The sequence below is a fragment of the Pseudomonas sp. E315 genome, assembly GCF_055406205.1.
Window position 1 is genome coordinate 17,845 of record NZ_JBUZPJ010000017.1, and the last position, 19,462, is coordinate 37,306.

Below are 19,462 nucleotides of genomic sequence, written 5' to 3' on the forward strand. Positions count from 1 at the left end.
TGATTCTACCCAAGCGCCGACTCAAGAGAGAGCTAAAAGCAGTCTTAGCGTGCCCGTGAGTAGAACCAAAGGGCGCAAGCCCCGGTCATAGCTCGACTAAAATTATTATTCAGCCACTAATCTCAAGCATCACAGGCTCTGCACACAATCACAGGCCACAGGCCAGACAACAGGGAGTAGCGCGGCCCGATTTGATCTGGTAAGTTCGCCCGCTTGCAGCCGCAGGGCCGGCAGGTGTCGGTGATGTTGCAATCCTGCGCAATGGATTAGAAGAATGAGAGGCGGTCCATTTCATGCCCACACAAGCAAAGCAACAGAATAGTCAACTTAGCGGCTTCGAACCCTACGTTGAAAAGAAGGGTGAAGAGTACATGGGCGAACCCATGCGCAAACACTTCACCAAGATTCTGCAAAAGTGGAAACAGGACTTGATGCAGGAAGTCGACCGCACCGTTGATCACATGAAAGACGAAGCGGCAAACTTTCCTGACCCGGCCGACCGCGCTAGCCAGGAAGAAGAATTCAGCCTGGAACTGCGTGCCCGCGATCGCGAGCGCAAGCTGATCAAGAAAATCGACAAAACGCTGCAACTGATCGAAGACGAAGAATACGGTTGGTGTGAATCCTGCGGTGTCGAAATCGGTATCCGCCGACTCGAAGCCCGCCCTACTGCTGACATGTGCGTAGACTGCAAAACCTTGGCTGAAATCAAGGAAAAACAAGTCGGCAAGTAATCGCCGGGTTGACCAAATGGGGCGTGCGAACGCCCCATTTTTGTTTCTGAAATTTGATCGCGGCACGCCTCATACCCTGTAGGCGCCGAGCGTGCTCGCGACGAGGCTATCGCGAGTAAGCTCGACGCCTACAGGAGGTTCCTCATGATTGCACCCTCGCCCTACATCGGGCGCTTCGCCCCAACGCCCAGCGGGCATTTGCACTTTGGCTCGTTGGTGGCCGCCCTCGCCTCCTACCTTGATGCCCGTGCTGTCGGTGGACGCTGGCTACTGCGCATGGAAGACCTCGACCCTCCGCGCGAAATGCCCGGTGCTCAAGCGGCGATTCTCGATGCTCTGGAGCGTTATGGCTTTGAGTGGGACGGCGAACTGGTTCGCCAAAGCGAGCGGCATGACGCCTACGCCTATGTGCTTGATCGTTTATTCAGCCAAGGCTTGGCGTATGCCTGCACCTGCTCGCGCAAACAACTAGAAGGCTATAACGGGATTTACCCGGGCTTATGCCGCAATGCGGGCCACTCTATGGAAAACGCGGCCATTCGCCTGCGGGTTCCTGAGTTGGAATACGCAGTTCAAGATCGCGTGCAGGGTGAATTTCGCCAGCATTTGGCCCGCGATGTCGGCGATTTTGTCATTCGCCGCCGTGATGGGCTTTACGCCTACCAATTAGCTGTCGTGCTTGATGATGCCGCACAAGGTGTTACCGATATCGTGCGCGGCGCCGATCTGCTGGACTCCACGCCGCGCCAGCTCTATGTGCAAGAACTGCTGGGCTTGTCTGAACCGCGTTACCTGCATGTGCCATTGATTGTTCAACCTGACGGCCACAAGCTGGGCAAGTCCTACCGCTCGCCCCCCTTGACTCCCGATCAGGCGTCGCCATTGCTGCTTCGCGCCTTACGTGCACTGGGGCAAAATCCTGACGAAGCGCTAAACAATGCCCCCCCGCGAGAAATCCTGGACTGGGCCATTGCTCACTGGAACCCCGGGCTTATCCCGCGCACGCCAACCTTGGCCGAAGCGCAATTACGCTGACAGCCCTTGCAGGTTGCCAGCCATCCGTTAACATCGCCGCACGTTTTTGGGCATGCGGCCTGTAAAAGTGAGGGCGGGATGTATATCTATCGATTGGTCCTGTTGCTGGTAGTCGGGATCTACCTGTTTTCTCCCGCCATCATGGATTGGTGGATTGACGCGACAGGTGCCTGGTACAGGCCTTATCTGCTCTGGCTGATTCTGATCGTCGTGACCTTTATTCTTCAGAGCCAAAAAGATGCCGATGAGCTTTAGCCTGACCCAGATGATCCTGATCAGTGCCGCCTACTTGCTGGTGCTGTTTGGCGTAGCCTGGATCAGCGAACGCGGCATGATCCCGCGCTCCATCATTCGTCACCCGCTGACGTACACCCTGTCGCTAGGTGTTTACGCCAGTGCGTGGGCTTTTTACGGCACAGTCGGGCTGGCTTACGAGTATGGCTACGGCTTTTTATCCAGCTACCTCGGAGTTTCGGGGGCGTTTCTGCTGGCGCCGGTGTTGCTCTATCCCATTTTAAAAATCACCCGCACCTACCAACTGTCCTCGCTGGCCGACTTGTTTGCGTTCCGTTTTCGCAGCTCATGGGCCGGAGCGCTGACCACCATTTTTATGTTGATCGGTGTGTTACCGCTGTTGGCCCTGCAAATTCAGGCGGTGGCTGACTCCATCAGCATCCTGACCCGCGAGCCAGTACAGCACCGCGTGGCCCTGAGCTTTTGCGCGCTGATTACCCTGTTTACGATTTTCTTCGGCTCGCGCCACATTGCGACCCGCGAGAAACACGAAGGTTTGGTGTTTGCCATTGCTTTTGAGTCGGTGATCAAACTCATCGCCATCGGCGGGGTTGGGCTCTACGCGCTGTACGGCGTATTCGACGGCCCGCAGCAACTTGAAGTGTGGCTGCTGCAAAACCAGACAGCCCTCGCCGCCTTGCACACGCCCTTACAAGAAGGCCCTTGGCGTACCTTGTTGCTGGTGTTTTTTGCCTCGGCCATCGTGATGCCGCACATGTATCACATGACCTTCACTGAGAACCTCAACCCTCGTGCGTTGGTCAGCGCCAGTTGGGGCCTGCCTCTGTTTTTACTGTTGATGAGCCTCGCCGTACCGCTCATTCTCTGGGCGGGCCTCAAGTTAGGTGCCACCACCAACCCTGAATATTTCACCCTCGGCGTGGGCATCGCCGCCAACAGCAAAGCATTAGCACTGCTGGCGTATGTAGGCGGGCTGTCGGCTTCAAGCGGGCTGATTATTGTCACTACCCTGGCACTCTCAGGTATGGCGCTCAACCATTTGGTACTGCCGCTGTATCAGCCTCCCGCAGAAGGCAATATCTACCGCTGGCTGAAGTGGACTCGCCGCGCACTGATCGTGGCCATCATCATGGCCGGCTACGGGTTTTATCTGTTGCTGGGGGCAGAGCAAGATCTGGCCAACCTCGGCATCGTGGCGTTTGTCGCCACCTTGCAGTTCCTGCCGGGCGTACTTTCGGTTTTGTATTGGCCAACGGCCAACCGACGCGGGTTTATTGCCGGGCTGCTGGCCGGCATTCTGGTGTGGATGGTCAGCATGCTGTTCCCGCTGGTCGGCAACTTCCAGGGTTTCTACATTCCGTGGCTGAACATGATCTACGTGCTGGATGACACCAGCTGGCACATGGCAGCCATCGCGTCGCTGGCAGCCAACGTGCTCATGTTCACCCTGATCTCGCTGTTTACCAACGCCAGCCCCGAAGAAACCAGTGCCGCTGAAGCCTGCGCTGTGGATAACGTGCGCCGCCCACAACGTCGTGAGCTGCATGCAGCGTCACCACAAGAGTTTGCGACCCAACTGGCCAAGCCCCTTGGCGCCAAAGCAGCACAAAAAGAAGTCGAGCAAGCCTTGCGCGATTTGTACTTACCGTTTGACGAGCGCCGCCCTTACGCCTTGCGTCGCCTGCGCGACCGAATCGAAGCCAACCTGTCCGGTTTGATGGGCCCCAGCGTCGCTCAAGATATGGTCGAGACCTTCTTGCCTTACAAGTCCAGCGGCGAAAACTACGTTACCGAAGACATTCACTTCATCGAAAGCCGACTTGAGGACTACCACTCACGCCTGACCGGTTTGGCGGCCGAACTCGACGCCTTGCGCCGTTATCACCGCCAAACCCTGCAAGAGCTGCCAATGGGCGTGTGTTCGCTGGCCAAGGATCAAGAGATCCTGATGTGGAACAAAGCTATGGAAGAGCTGACAAGCATTCCGGCTCAGCGTGTGGTGGGCTCGCGTTTAAGCACTCTGGCCGACCCTTGGCGCCAGTTGTTGCAAGGCTTCATTGACTTGCCCGACGAGCACTTGCACAAGCAACATTTGGCCCTTGATGGTCAAACCCGCTGGCTGAATCTGCACAAAGCGGCCATTGATGAGCCATTAGCGCCCGGTAACAGTGGCTTGGTGTTACTGGTCGAGGACCTCACTGAAACCCAAATGCTCGAAGACAAACTGGTGCATTCCGAGCGCCTGGCCAGCATTGGCCGCTTGGCCGCTGGGGTCGCCCATGAAATTGGTAACCCGATCACCGGCATTGCCTGCCTCGCGCAAAACCTGCGCGAAGAGCGCGAAGACGACAGCGAGCTGACGGAAATCAGCAGCCAGATCCTCGAACAAACCAAGCGTATTTCGCGCATCGTGCAGTCGTTGATGAGCTTCGCCCACGCCGGCAGCCATCAGCACAATGACGAGCGCGTGTGCCTGGCCGAAGTGGCGCAGGATGCCATTGGTCTGCTGGCCTTGAATCGACGCAACTTTGAGGTGCAGTTTTATAACCTGTGCGACCCCGATCATTGCGTTGATGGCGACCCGCAACGCTTGGCGCAAGTGTTGATCAACTTGCTGTCCAACGCCCGCGACGCCACGCCTGCCGGTGGTGCCGTGCGGGTCAAAAGCGAAGCCAACGAACACACCATAGACCTGATCGTCGAAGACGAAGGCAGCGGGATTCCCAAGAACATCATGGATCGATTGTTCGAACCCTTCTTCACCACCAAAGATCCTGGCGAAGGCACCGGTCTGGGCCTTGCACTGGTCTATTCCATCGTTGAAGAGCATTATGGACAAATCACCATCGACAGCCCGGCTGACATTCAAAGCCAACGCGGAACCCGTATCCGGGTGACACTACCGCGTCATGTCGAAGCGACGTCCGCTGTGAACTGAGACCGTCGAGAGAACCGAATCAATGCCGCATATTTTGATCGTCGAAGACGAAACAATCATCCGCTCCGCGTTGCGCCGTTTGTTGGAGCGTAATCAGTACCAAGTCAGCGAGGCTGGCTCGGTACAGGAAGCCCAAGAGCGTTTCAGCATTCCCTCGTTCGACTTGATAGTCAGCGACCTGCGTTTGCCAGGCGCTCCCGGCACTGAGCTGATCAAGCTCGGCCAAGGCCAGCCGGTGCTGATCATGACCAGCTATGCGAGCCTGCGCTCGGCCGTAGACTCGATGAAAATGGGGGCTGTCGACTACATCGCCAAGCCGTTCGATCACGACGAAATGCTGCAAGCTGTGGCGCGTATTCTGCGTGATCGCCAAAACGCCCAAAGTGCGCCAGCCGAGCGCGCAACCAAAATGCCCGCTGGCGATAAAAACGCTGTGGATAACAGCAATGGCGAAATTGGCATCATCGGCTCATGCCCACCCATGCAGGACATGTACAACAAAATCCGCAAAGTGGCGCCTACCGATTCCAATGTATTGATCCAGGGTGAGTCAGGCACGGGTAAAGAGCTGGTCGCCCGCGCCTTGCACAACCTGTCAAAGCGCGCCAAGGCACCGATGATTTCAGTGAACTGCGCCGCCATTCCTGAATCCTTGATCGAATCCGAATTGTTCGGCCATGAAAAAGGCGCATTCACCGGCGCCAGCGCAGGGCGTGCCGGGCTAGTTGAAGCCGCCGATGGCGGAACGTTGTTCCTCGATGAAATTGGCGAGTTACCGCTGGAAGCACAAGCGCGACTGCTGCGTGTACTGCAAGAAGGCGAAATTCGCCGCGTGGGCTCTGTGCAATCGCAAAAGGTCGATGTCCGCTTGATCGCAGCCACCCACCGCGACCTCAAGAGCCTGGCCAAAGTCGGTCAGTTCCGCGAAGACTTGTACTACCGCCTGCACGTAATCGCCCTAAAACTGCCCGCGTTGCGCGAGCGTGGTGCAGACGTTAATGAAATTGCTCACGCCTTCTTGGCCCGCCAAAGCGCGCGCGTGGGGCGTACTGACCTGAAATTTGCCCCAGATGCCGAACAAGCTATTCGCCATTATTCGTGGCCGGGTAACGTTCGGGAGCTGGAGAACGCCGTAGAACGCGCCGTGATTTTGTGCGAAAGCCCGGAAATCTCAGCCGAGCTACTCGGCATCGATATTGAATTGAGCGACTTGCAGGACGATGACTTTATCGGCCTGGCGCCACAACAAAGTATCGGCAGCGGTAACACCAGCCTTGATCCCACCGAAGACCTGTCACTGGAAGACTACTTTCAGCACTTCGTTTTGGAGCATCAAGACCACATGACCGAGACCGAACTGGCGCGCAAACTCGGCGTCAGCCGCAAATGCCTGTGGGAACGGCGCCAGCGCCTGGGTATTCCGCGCAGAAAAACCGGTGTCGCCAGCGAAAATTAAGTGGGGTAATGGCTCAGGTAACACTTGAGACTGTGAAAAAACTGTTACCGCCACCTAATCACGTAACAAAAGCCGGGTCTTACGGTAACGAAGACCCGGCTTTTTTTGGCCTGTCAAAAAGCAAAACCCGCTCTAAACCCTTATTTTGCTGGTCGCCGCAAAAGTTGGCACGCCTCCTGCTATATGTATTCGTACAAGAACAATAAGAATCACAGCAACACACAATAAAAATAAGACGTATCGACTCACGCATAACAAAAACAACACGGCGGAGGCGCAGCTAACTGATTCTTTTGGAGAGGTGTTGTCATTGGGGCTTGCCCCACGACTAGGCAGAGAACAACAAAAACTGCACTTACAAGCAGAGCCTGAACTAGTTGGATCACTGATCACATCAACACAGCGACCAAAGCAATCCGTTTGCTCTTATCTCCCGATTGGGAGGGTTACACAGGCAAAACCTCTGTAACCAGGGCGATTAACAAAAACAAAAAGCCCGCAATTAATAATAAAAATAGAGCATGCAACTACTTCTTGGGGAGCTTCGGCTCCCCTTGTAGTTTCTGTCATTCAACAAATCCCTCAAGCCCTCTGGCTCAGCCCTCTCGCGGCTTTTTTCACATCAAGCCTGCCGTTGCGGCCACACGAGAAGCTCAGCTTCCTACACCATCCCCTGACTAAATGCTAGAATCCCCGCCCATCATGCGGTCATTCTTCGTTTTGGCCGAACATTCCTTCAAACAGTGCATCCCATGCTGAAGAAGCTGTTCCAGTCATTCCGTTCTACCAAGCGTCGTACGCAACAACTGCGTAGCACCCCAGAAGTGCTCAACAGCAGTCAACATTCGCTGCAACGCGCCCAGTTCAGCCGTTACGCGGTCAATATCGTCGAGCGCCTGCAAAATGCCGGTTACCAGGCTTATCTGGTCGGTGGTTGCGTGCGCGACATGCTGCTCAACATCACGCCAAAAGACTTTGACGTCGCCACCAGCGCCACGCCAGAACAAGTGCGTGCCGAGTTTCGCAATGCGCGAATCATCGGTCGGCGTTTTAAGTTGGTGCATATCCACTTTGGTCGCGAAATCATCGAGGTCGCGACGTTCCGCGCCAATCACCCGCAAAACGACGAAGAGGAAGACAGCAACCAATCTTCGCGTAACGAAAGCGGGCGTATTTTGCGCGACAACGTTTACGGCACCCTTGAAGAAGACGCCCAGCGTCGCGATTTCACCATTAACGCCCTGTATTACGACCCGGTCAGCGAGCGCATTCTCGATTACGCCAATGGTGTACACGACATCCGCAACCGCTTGTTACGCCTGATCGGCGACCCACAACAGCGCTACCAGGAAGACCCGGTGCGCATGCTGCGGGCTGTGCGCTTTGCTGCCAAGCTCGACTTTGGCATTGAAAAGCACACCGCTGCGCCGATTCGCGAACTGGCGCCGATGCTGCGTGAAATCCCGTCTGCTCGCCTGTTTGAAGAAGTGCTTAAGCTGTTCCTCTCGGGCCACGCCTCTGACACCTTTGAAATGCTGGTCGACCTTGAGTTGTTCGACCCACTGTTCCCGGCCAGCGCCGAAGCACTGGAACACAACCCAACGTACACCCACACCCTGATCAGCGAAGCGCTACGCAACACCGATCTGCGCATCAAACAAGGCAAGCCAGTCACTCCGGCGTTCCTGTTTGCAGCCTTATTGTGGCCTGCCCTGCCCGCTCGCGTGCTGCGCCTGCAAGACCAAGGCATGCCGCCGATCCCGGCCATGCAAGAGGCGGCGCACGAGCTCATCAGCGAACAGTGCCAACGCATTGCCATCCCAAAACGCTTCACCATGCCGATCCGCGAGATCTGGGACATGCAAGAGCGCCTGCCGCGTCGCAGTGGCAAACGTGCTGACATGCTGCTCGATAACCCGCGTTTCCGCGCCGGTTATGACTTCTTGCTATTGCGTGAAAGCGCGGGTGAACAGACCAACGGGCTGGGCGAGTGGTGGACTGACTATCAAGACGCCAACGACAGCGGTCGACGCGACATGATTCGCGATCTGAGCAACGCCAAAGATGACGGCACAGGCCCCGCGCCACGCAAACGTCGCCGCACGGGTGGTAACAAGCGCAAACGTAGCGCCGCTGCGGACGAGTAACCGATGGAACGCGTTTACATTGGAATGGGCAGCAATCTGGCTGCCCCGGCAGAACAATTGCGTAGCGCCGTCCAGGCGCTGGCGCAACTGCCAGGCTCACGTTTGATAGGCGTTTCAGACTTTTACCAAAGCGACTCGCTACTGCCCGGCCAACCGCGTTACACCAACGCCGTAGCTGCCATTGAGACTGCAATGGCTCCGTTGGATCTGCTGGATGCGCTGCAAGCCATCGAGATTGATCAGGGGCGCGAACGGCACGAACGCTGGGGCCCACGCACGCTGGATCTCGACATCCTGCTGTTTGGCGATCGCTTGATCGATGAACCCCGCCTCAAAGTGCCGCATTACCACATGCAAGCCCGCGCTTTCGTGCTGTATCCACTGGCCGAATTAGCGCCAGCCTCGCTCACATTCGCTGACGGTCGCACCTTGGCCGAGCTGTTAGCGGCATGCCCATTTGTCGGGCTTGAACGCCTCTCCCCTAGCGCTGAATCGAATCAATTACCGCAGTAACACCTTTGCGGTAACACACGTAATTGACTTCCAGTGCCCTCGTCACGACTATAGGCATCCCGCTGCCGTCCACTGGACGGCGCACTGTGAAAAGCAGGTTATTAAGCACCCGACATAACGGTGTGCCTGCTCATAACGATGAATCACGCGCGTTACTCGCAGTGGTTATCACACTGCCTGACGAGGATCCTTTTCATGCCTGCTATCACCCTGACCACCCTGCAAAGCCTTAAGCAAAAAGGTGAAAAGATCACCATGCTGACGTGCTATGACGCCACCTTTGCCCATGCCTGTAATCAGGCGGGTGTAGAAGTGTTACTGGTCGGCGACTCCTTGGGCATGGTTCTACAAGGGCATGACAGCACGCTGCCAGTCTCCAATGACGAAATGGCCTACCACGTGGCGTGCGTCAAACGCGGCAATCAAGACGCCCTGATCCTTGCCGACCTGCCATTTATGGCCAACGCGACCCTAGAGCAAACCCTGAACAACAGCGCGCAACTGATGAGAGCCGGCGCGCACATGGTCAAGGTTGAGGGCGCAGTCTGGCTCGCCGAGTCGATTCGCCTGCTGACCGAACGCGGCATTCCCGTGTGCGCCCACATGGGCCTGACCCCGCAAACAGTCAACGTGCTGGGCGGTTATAAGGTGCAAGGGCGCAACGAAAATCAGGCACGCCAAATGCGCGCTGATGCCATCTCTCTGGAACAAGCGGGCGCCGCCATGCTGTTGCTCGAATGCGTTCCGAGTGAACTGGCCAAAGAAATCACCCACGCAGTCAAAATTCCGGTCATCGGCATTGGTGCCGGTAGCGACACTGACGGCCAAGTGCTGGTGTTGCACGACATGCTCGGCTTGTCCCTAACCGGACGCGTACCCAAGTTCGTAAAAAACTTCATGACCGGCCAGCCAGACATTCAGTCGGCGCTGAGCGCCTATGTGGCTGAAGTTAAAGCCGTCAGCTTTCCTGGCACTGAACACGGATTCTCTGCATGAACACAGTAAAAACCGTTCGCGAATTGCGCGCCGCTGTTGCTCGCGCACGCAGCGAAGGTAAGCAAATCGGTCTCGTCCCCACCATGGGCAATCTGCACAGTGGTCACGCTGCGCTGGTTACCAAAGCTGCACAACAAGTGGACTTTGTGGTGGCGAGCATTTTCGTCAATCCGTTGCAGTTTGGAGCCAACGAAGACCTCGACACCTATCCGCGCACCCTCGCGGCCGATCAGGAAACCCTCCTGCAAGCAGGTTGTCATTTGTTGTTCGCCCCGACCGTGGAAGAGATGTACCCCCACGGTATGACGGGCCTGACCCGCGTCAGCGCCGCTCAACTGAGCAACGAGCTGTGCGGCAGCCGCCGCCCCGGGCATTTCGACGGAGTCACCACGGTTGTCAGCAAGCTGTTCAACATGGTGCAGCCAGATCTAGCCATCTTTGGGCAAAAAGACTACCAGCAACTAGCCGTTATCCGCGCAATGGTTCACGACCTGAACATGCCGATCCAGATCATCGGCGAGCCAACGGTACGTGCTGAAGACGGTTTGGCGCTGTCTTCACGCAATGGTTATTTGACTGAAGAACAACGCGCATTGGCGCCTACCTTGTATCGCCAGTTGAACGAGATGGTGCAAGCCATCAAGGCCGGCGAGCGCAACTACCCAGCATTGGTGAGCCAACATGTAGCCCGCATCGAAGCCGCAGGCTTTCGGCCGGACTATCTGGAAATCCGCCACGCGCTGACACTCCAGCCGGCGCAAGCAGATGACCGCGATCTGGTGATTTTGGTCGCGGCTTATCTGGGCACTACCCGTCTGATCGACAACGTACACCTCAACTTCGACAGCTCATTGTGAAAGCGTTGACCTCGCGCAGTCGCGCATTGACCCGCACGCGATAACAAAATACTGAAACGATTCACCTGGAGTCACACGGCGGTGACAAAAGTTACCGCTCGTCGTAAGACAAAGCCAAGACAGAAGCAGGCGCGAGGTTTACTGTAAGCACCCTGCTTGTGTCTCAAAGGTGCATGCAGGCCAACTGAACACCTTCTGACTTAAAACGAAGGTTTCGGTGTTTTCAGTGTCCAACAGGCAGTTCAAGTAAAAAAGGATATCCGCAGCGATGGCGTACTACCGCACTCCTCACGACGTTACCGCTCTGCCCGCTTGGCAAGCGCTGAAGCTCCACCGCGCTGATATGCAGCATTTCAGCATGCGCGATGCCTTCAACAGCAACCCCAAGCGCTTTGAAGACTTCACCCTGAGCAGCTGCGGGCTGTTTCTGGATTACTCGAAAAACTTGATCACCGATCAGACCCGCGCGTTGCTGGTCGATCTGGCCAACGAAGTCGACCTTAAAGGCGCGATTAAATCGCTGTTTAACGGCGAAATCGTTAACGCCTCTGAAGGTCGTCCGGCCTTGCACACGGCGCTGCGTCGTCCTGTTGCCGACAAGCTGTCGGTCAACGGCGCGAACATCATGCCCGAGGTGCATAAAGTCCTGAATCAGATGACCGAGCTGGTGGGTCGAATTCATGACGGTCTATGGCGCGGTTACACCGAAAAGCCAATCACTGACATCGTCAACATTGGCATCGGTGGCTCGTTCCTCGGCCCTGAGCTGGTGTCCGAAGCGCTGTTGTCTTACGCACAAAAAGGCGTGCGCTGCCATTATCTGGCGAACATCGACGGCAGTGAGTTCCACGAGCTGTCCCACAAAATCCGTGCTGAAACCACACTGTTTATCGTGTCGTCCAAGTCGTTCAACACCCTCGAAACCCTGAAAAACGCCCAAGCCTCGCGCGCGTGGTACTTGGCGCAGGGCGGTTCCGAGGCTGAACTGCATCGCCATTTCATCGCCGTATCGAGCAACAATGCAGCGGCAGTAGCGTTCGGTATTCGCGAAGAAAACATCTTCCCGATGTGGGACTGGGTCGGCGGTCGTTACTCGCTGTGGTCGGCCATTGGCTTGCCGATTGCGCTGGCCATCGGCATGTCCAACTTCAAAGAGTTGCTGTCCGGTGCCTACAGCATGGATCAGCACTTCCAAAATGCTCCGTTTGAACAAAACATGCCGGTGTTAATGGCCGCGCTGGGTGTTTGGTATGGCAACTTCTGGGGCGCTCAAAGCCACGCGATCCTGCCTTACGATCACTACCTGCGTAACATCACCAAGCACTTGCAACAATTGGACATGGAGTCCAACGGCAAGAGCGTTCGCCAGGACGGCACGCCCGTATCGACAGATACCGGCCCCGTGATTTGGGGCGGCGTAGGCTGCAACGGTCAGCACGCGTATCACCAACTGCTGCACCAAGGCACCCAACTGATCCCGGCGGACTTTATTGTGCCGATCGTCAGCTTCAACCCAGTGGCAGATCACCATCAGTGGCTGTATGCCAACTGCTTGTCGCAAAGTCAGGCCCTGATGCTGGGTAAAACCCGCGCAGAAGCCGAAGCCGAATTGCGCGACAAGGGCATGGCCGAAGACGAGGTGCAAAAACTTGCGCCGCACAAGGTCATTCCGGGTAACCGTCCAAGTAACACCTTGGTGGTGGAGCGTATTAGCCCACGTCGTCTGGGGGCGCTGGTTGCGCTGTATGAACACAAAGTGTTCGTGCAAAGCGTGATTTGGGGCATCAACGCCTTCGATCAATGGGGCGTAGAGTTGGGCAAAGAACTGGGCAAAGGCGTTTACTATCGCCTCACCGGCAGCCTTGAAGAGCCTGCCGACGATGCGTCAACCCAAGGCCTGATCAACTACTTCCGCGGTCGCCATCGCGGTTGACTGAGCGCCAGCCAGTCTTCGCGACTGGCTGGCACAGCCGAGACCTCATGGAATTTATTCGCCGCCCCATCGAACGCCAAATCATGAGCCTGACCGGGCTGTCGCTCGGCCAGCTCGACCTCGAAAACCCCAAAGGCGACCCCGGGCTGTTTGGCCCGGACTCCATCAGTTGGCAGGTGCACGGTGACTTCACCAGCATGCTGATTGGCGGCATCAGCGCCTTGATGCTGCAAGCCTTGCACCCACTGGCATTGGCCGGGGTGTGGGATCACTCCAATTTCCGCCAGGACATGCTGGGCCGGTTACGTCGAACCGGGCAGTTCATTTCTGGCACCACCTTTGGCTCTGCCTCAGACGCCAACTGGTTGATCGACAAAGTACGCACCCTTCACCTGCACGTGGTCGGCACCGCGCTTGATGGCCGTCCGTACTCCGCCAGCGACCCTGAACTGTTGACGTGGGTGCATGTAGCAGAAGTCAGTAACTTTCTTGCCGCGCACCTGCGCTATCGAAATCCGGATTTATCAGGCGCTGATCAGGACAAGTACTACGACGAAATTGCTGTCATCGCTGAGCGTCTGGGTGCGCAGAACGTGCCACGCTCACGCCAGCAGATCGCCGACTACCTTGAGCGCATTCGCCCCCAGCTGGTATGCGACGAACGCAGCCATGAGGTCATCCGATTGCTGCTCAACGCCCCTGCGCCCAGCCTGCTGGCCAAGCCCTTTGGGGCGCTGATGATGCAGGCTGGCATTGATTTATTACCCGACTGGGCCAGCAATCATCTGGGCCAGCATCAACGCCCACTGACCCGAACGCTGATTCGTGCCAGCGTTAACAGCACGGCCCCCATTCTGCGCTGGGCTGTTCGTAATGGCTCAGTGCAAAGGGCGCGCAGGCGCATGGGCCTTGGCAGCTAAACGAAGCATTGCTGGCTCGCGATGAAGTCGTAACCAATTTATGACACCATGCCCGCCTGACTCCGAACGCAGCCGCACGACGGCTGCACCTCCAAAAATAATGAGGATTCGCGTAATGCAAGACGTCGTAATTGTTGCCGCCACTCGCACTGCTGTTGGCAGCTTTCAGGGCTCGCTGGCTCACGTACCCGCTGTTGAACTGGGCGCGGCAGTGATTCGCCAACTGCTGGAACAAACCGGCGTAGACGGTGCACACGTTGATGAAGTGATCATGGGCCAGGTATTGACTGCCGGTGCAGGGCAAAACCCTGCACGCCAGGCTGCAATCAAGGCCGGACTGCCTTTTGCTGTGCCTGCATTGACCCTCAACAAAGTCTGCGGCTCAGGCCTTAAAGCGCTGCACTTGGCAGCACAGGCCATTCGTTGCGGCGATGCCGAAGTGATCATTGCAGGCGGCCAAGAAAACATGAGCCTCTCCAACTACGTCATGCCCGGCGCCCGAACTGGCTTGCGCATGGGCCATAGCCAAATCGTCGATACCATGATCAGCGACGGTTTGTGGGATGCGTTCAACGATTACCACATGGGCATCACGGCCGAGAACCTTGTGGATAAGTACGGCATCAGCCGTGAAGAGCAAGACGCGTTCGCCGCCCTGTCCCAGCAAAAAGCGATTGCAGCCATCGAAGCCGGGCGTTTCGTGGATGAGATCACCCCGATTTTGATCCCTCAACGCAAAGGTGAACCTGTCGCTTTTGCCACCGATGAACAGCCGCGCGCAGGCACCACTGCCCAATCGCTGGCCAAGCTTAAGCCTGCGTTCAAAAAAGACGGATCTGTCACTGCGGGCAACGCGTCCTCACTCAATGATGGCGCCGCCGCCGTGATGCTCATGAGTGCGGCCAAAGCCAAAGCACTGGGCTTGCCAGTACTGGCCAAAATCGCCGCTTACGCCAACGCGGGTGTCGACCCAGCCATCATGGGCATCGGCCCAGTCAGCGCCACTCAGCGCTGCCTGAGCAAAGCCGGCTGGACGCTTGAGCAACTGGACTTGATCGAAGCCAACGAAGCGTTTGCAGCTCAAGCGTTGTCCGTGGGCAAAGAACTGAACTGGGACGCTAACAAGGTCAACGTCAACGGCGGCGCAATTGCCATTGGCCACCCGATCGGCGCGTCAGGTTGCCGCATTCTGGTCACGCTGCTTCACGAGATGCTCAAGCGTGATGCCAAAAAAGGCCTGGCAACTTTGTGCATCGGTGGCGGGCAAGGCGTAGCGCTGGCGATTGAGCGCGAGTAATGATGTTCTTGTAGTCGCTGGCGCAGGCTGCGAAAGGCAGGTTGCAAAGCAACTTGTTTCCCTTACGCAGCCTGCGCCAGCTGCTACATGTCCTCTTCTGCTAAACTGCCGCGCCTTATCTATCCCCCAAGGCGCATCGCATGTCTTCCTTGAATCAGGCGCTGCGCGCCGCCCTCGATAACCGTCACGACTTGCTGGCTGAGCTGCACGCTCAGGGCACTGATTGCTATCGCCTGTTCCACGGCAGCCAAGAGGGCGCTGGCGGTTTGACCATCGACCGTTACGGCCCACAGTTGCTGGTGCAAAGCTTCCATCAACGCCTTGAGCGCGATGATTTGCTGCAACTGCATGAGTCAATTAATCATCATCTTGGCCTCAACTTGTTACTGGTCTACAACGACCGCTCACAAGGCAACTCGCGCATTGATCGCGAAGACACGGTCTATCGCGCCGAAGACGCCGCGCTTGAAGACATGGTCGGCCATGAATGGGGGCTTAAATACCGGGTGCGTGGCCGCCATGCCGGCCAAGACCCGCTGCTGTTTCTCGACCTGCGCAACGCTCGCGGCTGGGTCAAGCAACACAGCACTGGCAAAAGCGTACTCAACCTCTTTGCTTACACCTGTGGCGTCGGCCTAAGCGCCGCGGCAGGGGGTGCCAGCGAGGTGTGCAACTTGGACTTTGCCGAGGGCAATCTGGCAGTAGGCCGTGAAAATGGCCTACTGAACCCCGAGCTGAAAAAAATGAAGTTCGTTCAGTCCGACTACTTTGCGGCGATTCGCCAATTGGCCGGGCTACCGATTGTTCAACGCCGCCACAAACTGCCCGCCTACCCTCGACTTGAGCCGCGTGAATACGATCTGGTGCTGTTAGATCCGCCAGCCTGGGCCAAGAGCGCTTTTGGCACCGTTGACCTGCTACGCGACTATCAGAGCCTACTCAAGCCTGCGGTGCTGGCCACGGCGCCAGATGGCGTCTTGATCTGTTGCAATAACCTGGCAAAAGTCAGCATGGACGACTGGCGAGAACAGGTTTTACGTTGCGCCGAAAAAGCCGGGCGCCCTGTGCGCGACTGGCAAGTGCTGACGCCAGCCGCAGACTTTCCGTCCTTGGATCAACAACCTCCGCTTAAAACACTGATCCTTCAGTTTTAATGCGCACCAAATAAGGCGATTAGTCCTACGCAAAATAAGGCGATTACTTCGGAACCGGAAACGCGTGCCATACTCAAAGGCACTTCCGACTGTAATAGACGACGCCTCACATGCCCAAAGGATTGATCCGCGCCATTGGCGCCGTGCTGATTGCTATCGCACTTTATAGCCTGCTGGGCTTTTTGATTTTGCCCGGCATCGGCTTACGCATCATTAACCAGCAACTGGCCAACTACGCCACGGTACCGGCCAAGCTCGACCGACTTGAGTTCAACCCGTTCAGCCTGGAACTGACGTTGTGGGGATTACGAGTCGGAGAGCCCGGCAAGGAACAAGTCGGATTCGAACGGTTTTACACCAACCTGCAAGCCGACAGCCTCTGGACCAAAGCCTTGCACTTGGCAGACGTGCAACTGGACAAACCCAAGACTGAGTTGCTGTTCAGTAAAGATGGCTCGCTCAATCTGACGCGGCTTTTCAAATTACCGGCCAGCGAGCCAACGCCCGCCGCACCCGACAGCAAACCCTTCCCGATGCGCATCGATAGCATCAAACTGGCTGACGGCTATTTGCACTTCGCCGACTTACGCCCAAGTGAACCCATTGAGTTTGTGTATGACTCCATGAACCTTGAGCTGAAAAACCTCAGCACCCTGCCCGATGACAACGCCGACATGACCCTTGTGGCTGCGGGCCCTGAGGGCGGGCGTATTGATTGGAGCGGCACACTGAGCCTGATTCCAATTGCCTCCGAGGGCAAACTCAAAGTCACAGACGGAAAGATGAAAGTCTGGTGGCCTTATGTGCGTGACGCCCTGCCGCTGGCCTTGGAAGACGGCGTGTTGAATTTCAGTACGGACTACAAACTGAATCTGGCCAAAGACACCGAGATGGTTCTGAGTAATGCCACAGCCAGTATCGCTCCCTTCAAAATCAACGCCCCCGACGGCCGCCCGCTGGTACGCCTAGAGCGCTTGGATGTCAGCGACACCACTGTGGACCTGGCCAAACAACAAGTGGTGGTTGGCAAGATCAACAGCAAGAATCTCGAAACCTGGGCTACACGCGAGAAAGACGGTCAACTTGATTGGCAAAAGCTGTTTGCCAGCGCTCCAGAAAAAACGACATCAAAAACCAAAGCCCCTGAGGCCGTCACGGTTGAAGCGCCAAAACCCGCGCCCGTAGCGCCCAGCAAGCCTTGGCAGGTACTGCTCAAGGATGTGCAACTTCGCGACTATCGCGTGCACCTTGCTGATAAAGAGCCAAAAACCCCAGTAGCGCTGGATATTGGCCCACTCAATCTGGATCTGAAAAACTTCGACAGCCTGAATCAATCACCCTTTACCCTCAACCTCGATACCGGGGTGGGCAAGCAAGGCAAGCTGACCGCTACGGGGGACGTTAACCTCAGCCCGATCAACGCCAAGCTCAAGGTCACAACCAAAGACATCGATCTGCGCATTGCTCAGGCTTATATCGAGCCATTTATTCGCCTGGAGCTACGTAGCGGCATGCTCGGCAGTGACTTGGCCGTCAACCTAAAAAGTGTTGAGCCGCTGGCGTTTACCGTAGATGGCCGAGCGCAGATTGATCAACTGCACACACTGGACACACTGAAAGATCGTGACTTCCTCAAGTGGCAGCGCTTGGTACTCGATGGCGTGAAGTATCAACATGGCGACACGCTCTCGATTGCCAGCGTCAATTTTGCACAACCCTATGTGCGTTTTATGATCAACGACGATCGCACCACCAACATCGATGACCTGCTGATCCCGCAGCCGGCCAACAGCAGCGCAAAAAGTGCTGCCAAGCCCGCGGCAAGCAAAGAAAAACCTCTGGGCATCCATATTGGCGGGATTGCGATCAATGACGGCTCAGCCAACTTTGCTGACTTTAGCCTGACGCCAAATTTTGCCACGGCCATTCAACAGCTCAACGGCCAAATCGGTAGCATCGATAGCCGCCGGGCCAAACCTGCCAGTGTGAATATCGCAGGCAAGGTGGATCGTTATGCACCCGTGACCATCAAAGGCAGCGTTAACCCGTTTGACCCAATGGCCAGCCTTGATATTGCCACCAGCTTCAAACGTGTCGAGCTCACAACCTTGACGCCTTACTCGGGCAAGTTTGCCGGTTACCGTATCCGCAAGGGTCGTTTGAGTCTGGATGTTCACTATTTGATTACCAAAGGTCAGCTCAAGGCTGAGAACAAAGTGATCATCGAGCAATTACAACTGGGCGAAAAAGTCGACAGCCCGGACGCGGTCAATCTGCCACTAAAACTGGCGATTGCATTACTCAAGGACAGTGACGGCACCATCTCTATTGAACTGCCGGTCACGGGTGACCTGAATAACCCGCAATTCAGCGTGATGCCCATTGTCTGGCAAACATTGCGCAACTTAGTGGTGCGAGCCGCGCAGGCGCCGTTCAAGCTATTAAGCGGCCTGGTCACCGGCGGCGGTGCCGAGGATTTGGGCACCGTATCGTTCGCCCCCGGATCGAGTGAGCTGAGCCCGCAAGCGCAGAAGGCTCTGGACTCCTTGGCCAGCGCCTTGAAACAACGCCCAACATTGCGTTTGGAGATTGAAGGCACAGCGGCACAAAGCAGCGACGGCCCGCATATTGCGCAGGATCGCCTAGAGCGCGAATACCAATACAACTATTACAAGATCCTCCAACGCCGAGGCGACAAGGTGCCTGCACAAGCGTCGTTGCTTAAGGTTCCAGACGATGAAAAAGGCCCCTTGCTGGAAGGGATTTATCGCACACGCTTGAAACAACAACCGCCTGCCGAATGGGCCAAGTTAAGCCGCGACGAACGTGCAAGCAAAATGAGCGCCGCCCTGATCGACTTCTGGAGCAAGAGCGAAGTGCTTCTGCGCCAACTGGGTCAAGAACGTGCCAGCAGCATCAAGGATTACCTGGTGGACAAAGGCCAACTGGCAGATGACCGTGTGTACTTTGTCGATGCCACCCTGGGTGAAGCTGAAAGTGACGGCCGAGTCGTTTCGCCACTGCATCTGGATAGCGAGTAAGTTGCACCCATAAGCTCAGTACAACATGCCGTAGGACAGCAGCTTTTTTCTGCCCTAAATAGAACAGCCCCCCGACGCAAACGCCGGGGGGCTGTAATGACCACATCCTTGTGGCCGTCGCATGAACCCTTCTAAAAGCTGGCAGGTGTAACACTTCAATCACCTGTTACAGCCTTCCTCGGGTCA

The 19,462-nt window shown here is 56.5% G+C and carries 14 protein-coding genes; all 14 read left to right on the forward strand.

Annotation, left to right across the window (positions count from 1 at the left end; genetic code table 11):
* Positions 1-293: 293 nt before the first annotated feature.
* The 14 genes from dksA (at position 294) to ACZRJQ_RS19670 (ending at position 19,276) form a co-directional block, all read left to right on the forward strand.
* Positions 294-734 carry an RNA polymerase-binding protein DksA gene (gene dksA / locus ACZRJQ_RS19605; protein WP_003439669.1) on the forward strand — a complete coding sequence of 147 codons (441 nt, stop codon included), beginning with the start codon at positions 294-296 and terminating at the stop codon, positions 732-734.
* Between the two features lie 144 nt (positions 735-878).
* Entirely contained in the window at positions 879-1,769 is an 891-nt protein-coding gene (gene gluQRS / locus ACZRJQ_RS19610) for a tRNA glutamyl-Q(34) synthetase GluQRS (protein WP_463979983.1), read from the forward strand.
* 78 nt (positions 1,770-1,847) lie between these two features.
* Complete coding sequence (locus ACZRJQ_RS19615) at positions 1,848-2,024, forward strand: hypothetical protein (protein ID WP_003176118.1); 177 nt, start codon at positions 1,848-1,850, stop codon at positions 2,022-2,024.
* Entirely contained in the window at positions 2,008-4,962 is a 2,955-nt protein-coding gene (locus ACZRJQ_RS19620; protein ID WP_463979984.1) for a sensor histidine kinase, read from the forward strand. The genes ACZRJQ_RS19615 and ACZRJQ_RS19620 overlap by 17 nt, the downstream gene beginning before the upstream one ends.
* Positions 4,963-4,984: 22 nt before the next feature.
* Positions 4,985-6,418 carry a sigma-54-dependent transcriptional regulator gene (locus ACZRJQ_RS19625; RefSeq protein WP_463979985.1) on the forward strand — a complete coding sequence of 478 codons (1,434 nt, stop codon included), beginning with the start codon at positions 4,985-4,987 and terminating at the stop codon, positions 6,416-6,418.
* Between the two features lie 752 nt (positions 6,419-7,170).
* A complete protein-coding gene (locus tag ACZRJQ_RS19630; RefSeq protein ID WP_463979986.1) occupies positions 7,171-8,565 on the forward strand; it encodes a polynucleotide adenylyltransferase PcnB in 1,395 nt (464 codons plus the stop codon).
* Positions 8,566-8,568: 3 nt separating this feature from the next.
* The gene (gene folK / locus ACZRJQ_RS19635) at positions 8,569-9,078 is read left to right on the forward strand and encodes a 2-amino-4-hydroxy-6-hydroxymethyldihydropteridine diphosphokinase (RefSeq protein ID WP_463979987.1); all 510 of its coding nucleotides are present in this window, start codon (positions 8,569-8,571) and stop codon (positions 9,076-9,078) included.
* Between the two features lie 195 nt (positions 9,079-9,273).
* The gene (gene panB, locus ACZRJQ_RS19640) at positions 9,274-10,074 is read left to right on the forward strand and encodes a 3-methyl-2-oxobutanoate hydroxymethyltransferase (RefSeq protein WP_463979988.1); all 801 of its coding nucleotides are present in this window, start codon (positions 9,274-9,276) and stop codon (positions 10,072-10,074) included.
* Positions 10,071-10,931: a pantoate--beta-alanine ligase gene (panC, locus tag ACZRJQ_RS19645; RefSeq protein WP_463979989.1), complete on the forward strand. Its 861-nt coding sequence runs from the start codon at positions 10,071-10,073 to the stop codon at positions 10,929-10,931. The genes panB and panC overlap by 4 nt, the downstream gene beginning before the upstream one ends.
* A 268-nt stretch (positions 10,932-11,199) precedes the next feature.
* The gene (gene pgi / locus ACZRJQ_RS19650) at positions 11,200-12,864 is read left to right on the forward strand and encodes a glucose-6-phosphate isomerase (RefSeq protein WP_463979990.1); all 1,665 of its coding nucleotides are present in this window, start codon (positions 11,200-11,202) and stop codon (positions 12,862-12,864) included.
* A gap of 47 nt (positions 12,865-12,911) precedes the next feature.
* On the forward strand, positions 12,912-13,784 hold the full coding sequence (locus ACZRJQ_RS19655; protein WP_463979991.1) for an oxygenase MpaB family protein: 873 nt from the start codon (positions 12,912-12,914) through the stop codon (positions 13,782-13,784).
* Positions 13,785-13,899: 115 nt separating this feature from the next.
* Positions 13,900-15,081 carry an acetyl-CoA C-acetyltransferase gene (locus tag ACZRJQ_RS19660; protein ID WP_463979992.1) on the forward strand — a complete coding sequence of 394 codons (1,182 nt, stop codon included), beginning with the start codon at positions 13,900-13,902 and terminating at the stop codon, positions 15,079-15,081.
* A gap of 140 nt (positions 15,082-15,221) precedes the next feature.
* Positions 15,222-16,235 carry a class I SAM-dependent rRNA methyltransferase gene (locus ACZRJQ_RS19665; RefSeq protein WP_463979993.1) on the forward strand — a complete coding sequence of 338 codons (1,014 nt, stop codon included), beginning with the start codon at positions 15,222-15,224 and terminating at the stop codon, positions 16,233-16,235.
* A gap of 110 nt (positions 16,236-16,345) precedes the next feature.
* Entirely contained in the window at positions 16,346-19,276 is a 2,931-nt protein-coding gene (locus ACZRJQ_RS19670; RefSeq protein WP_463979994.1) for a DUF748 domain-containing protein, read from the forward strand.
* Positions 19,277-19,462 lie beyond the last annotated feature (186 nt).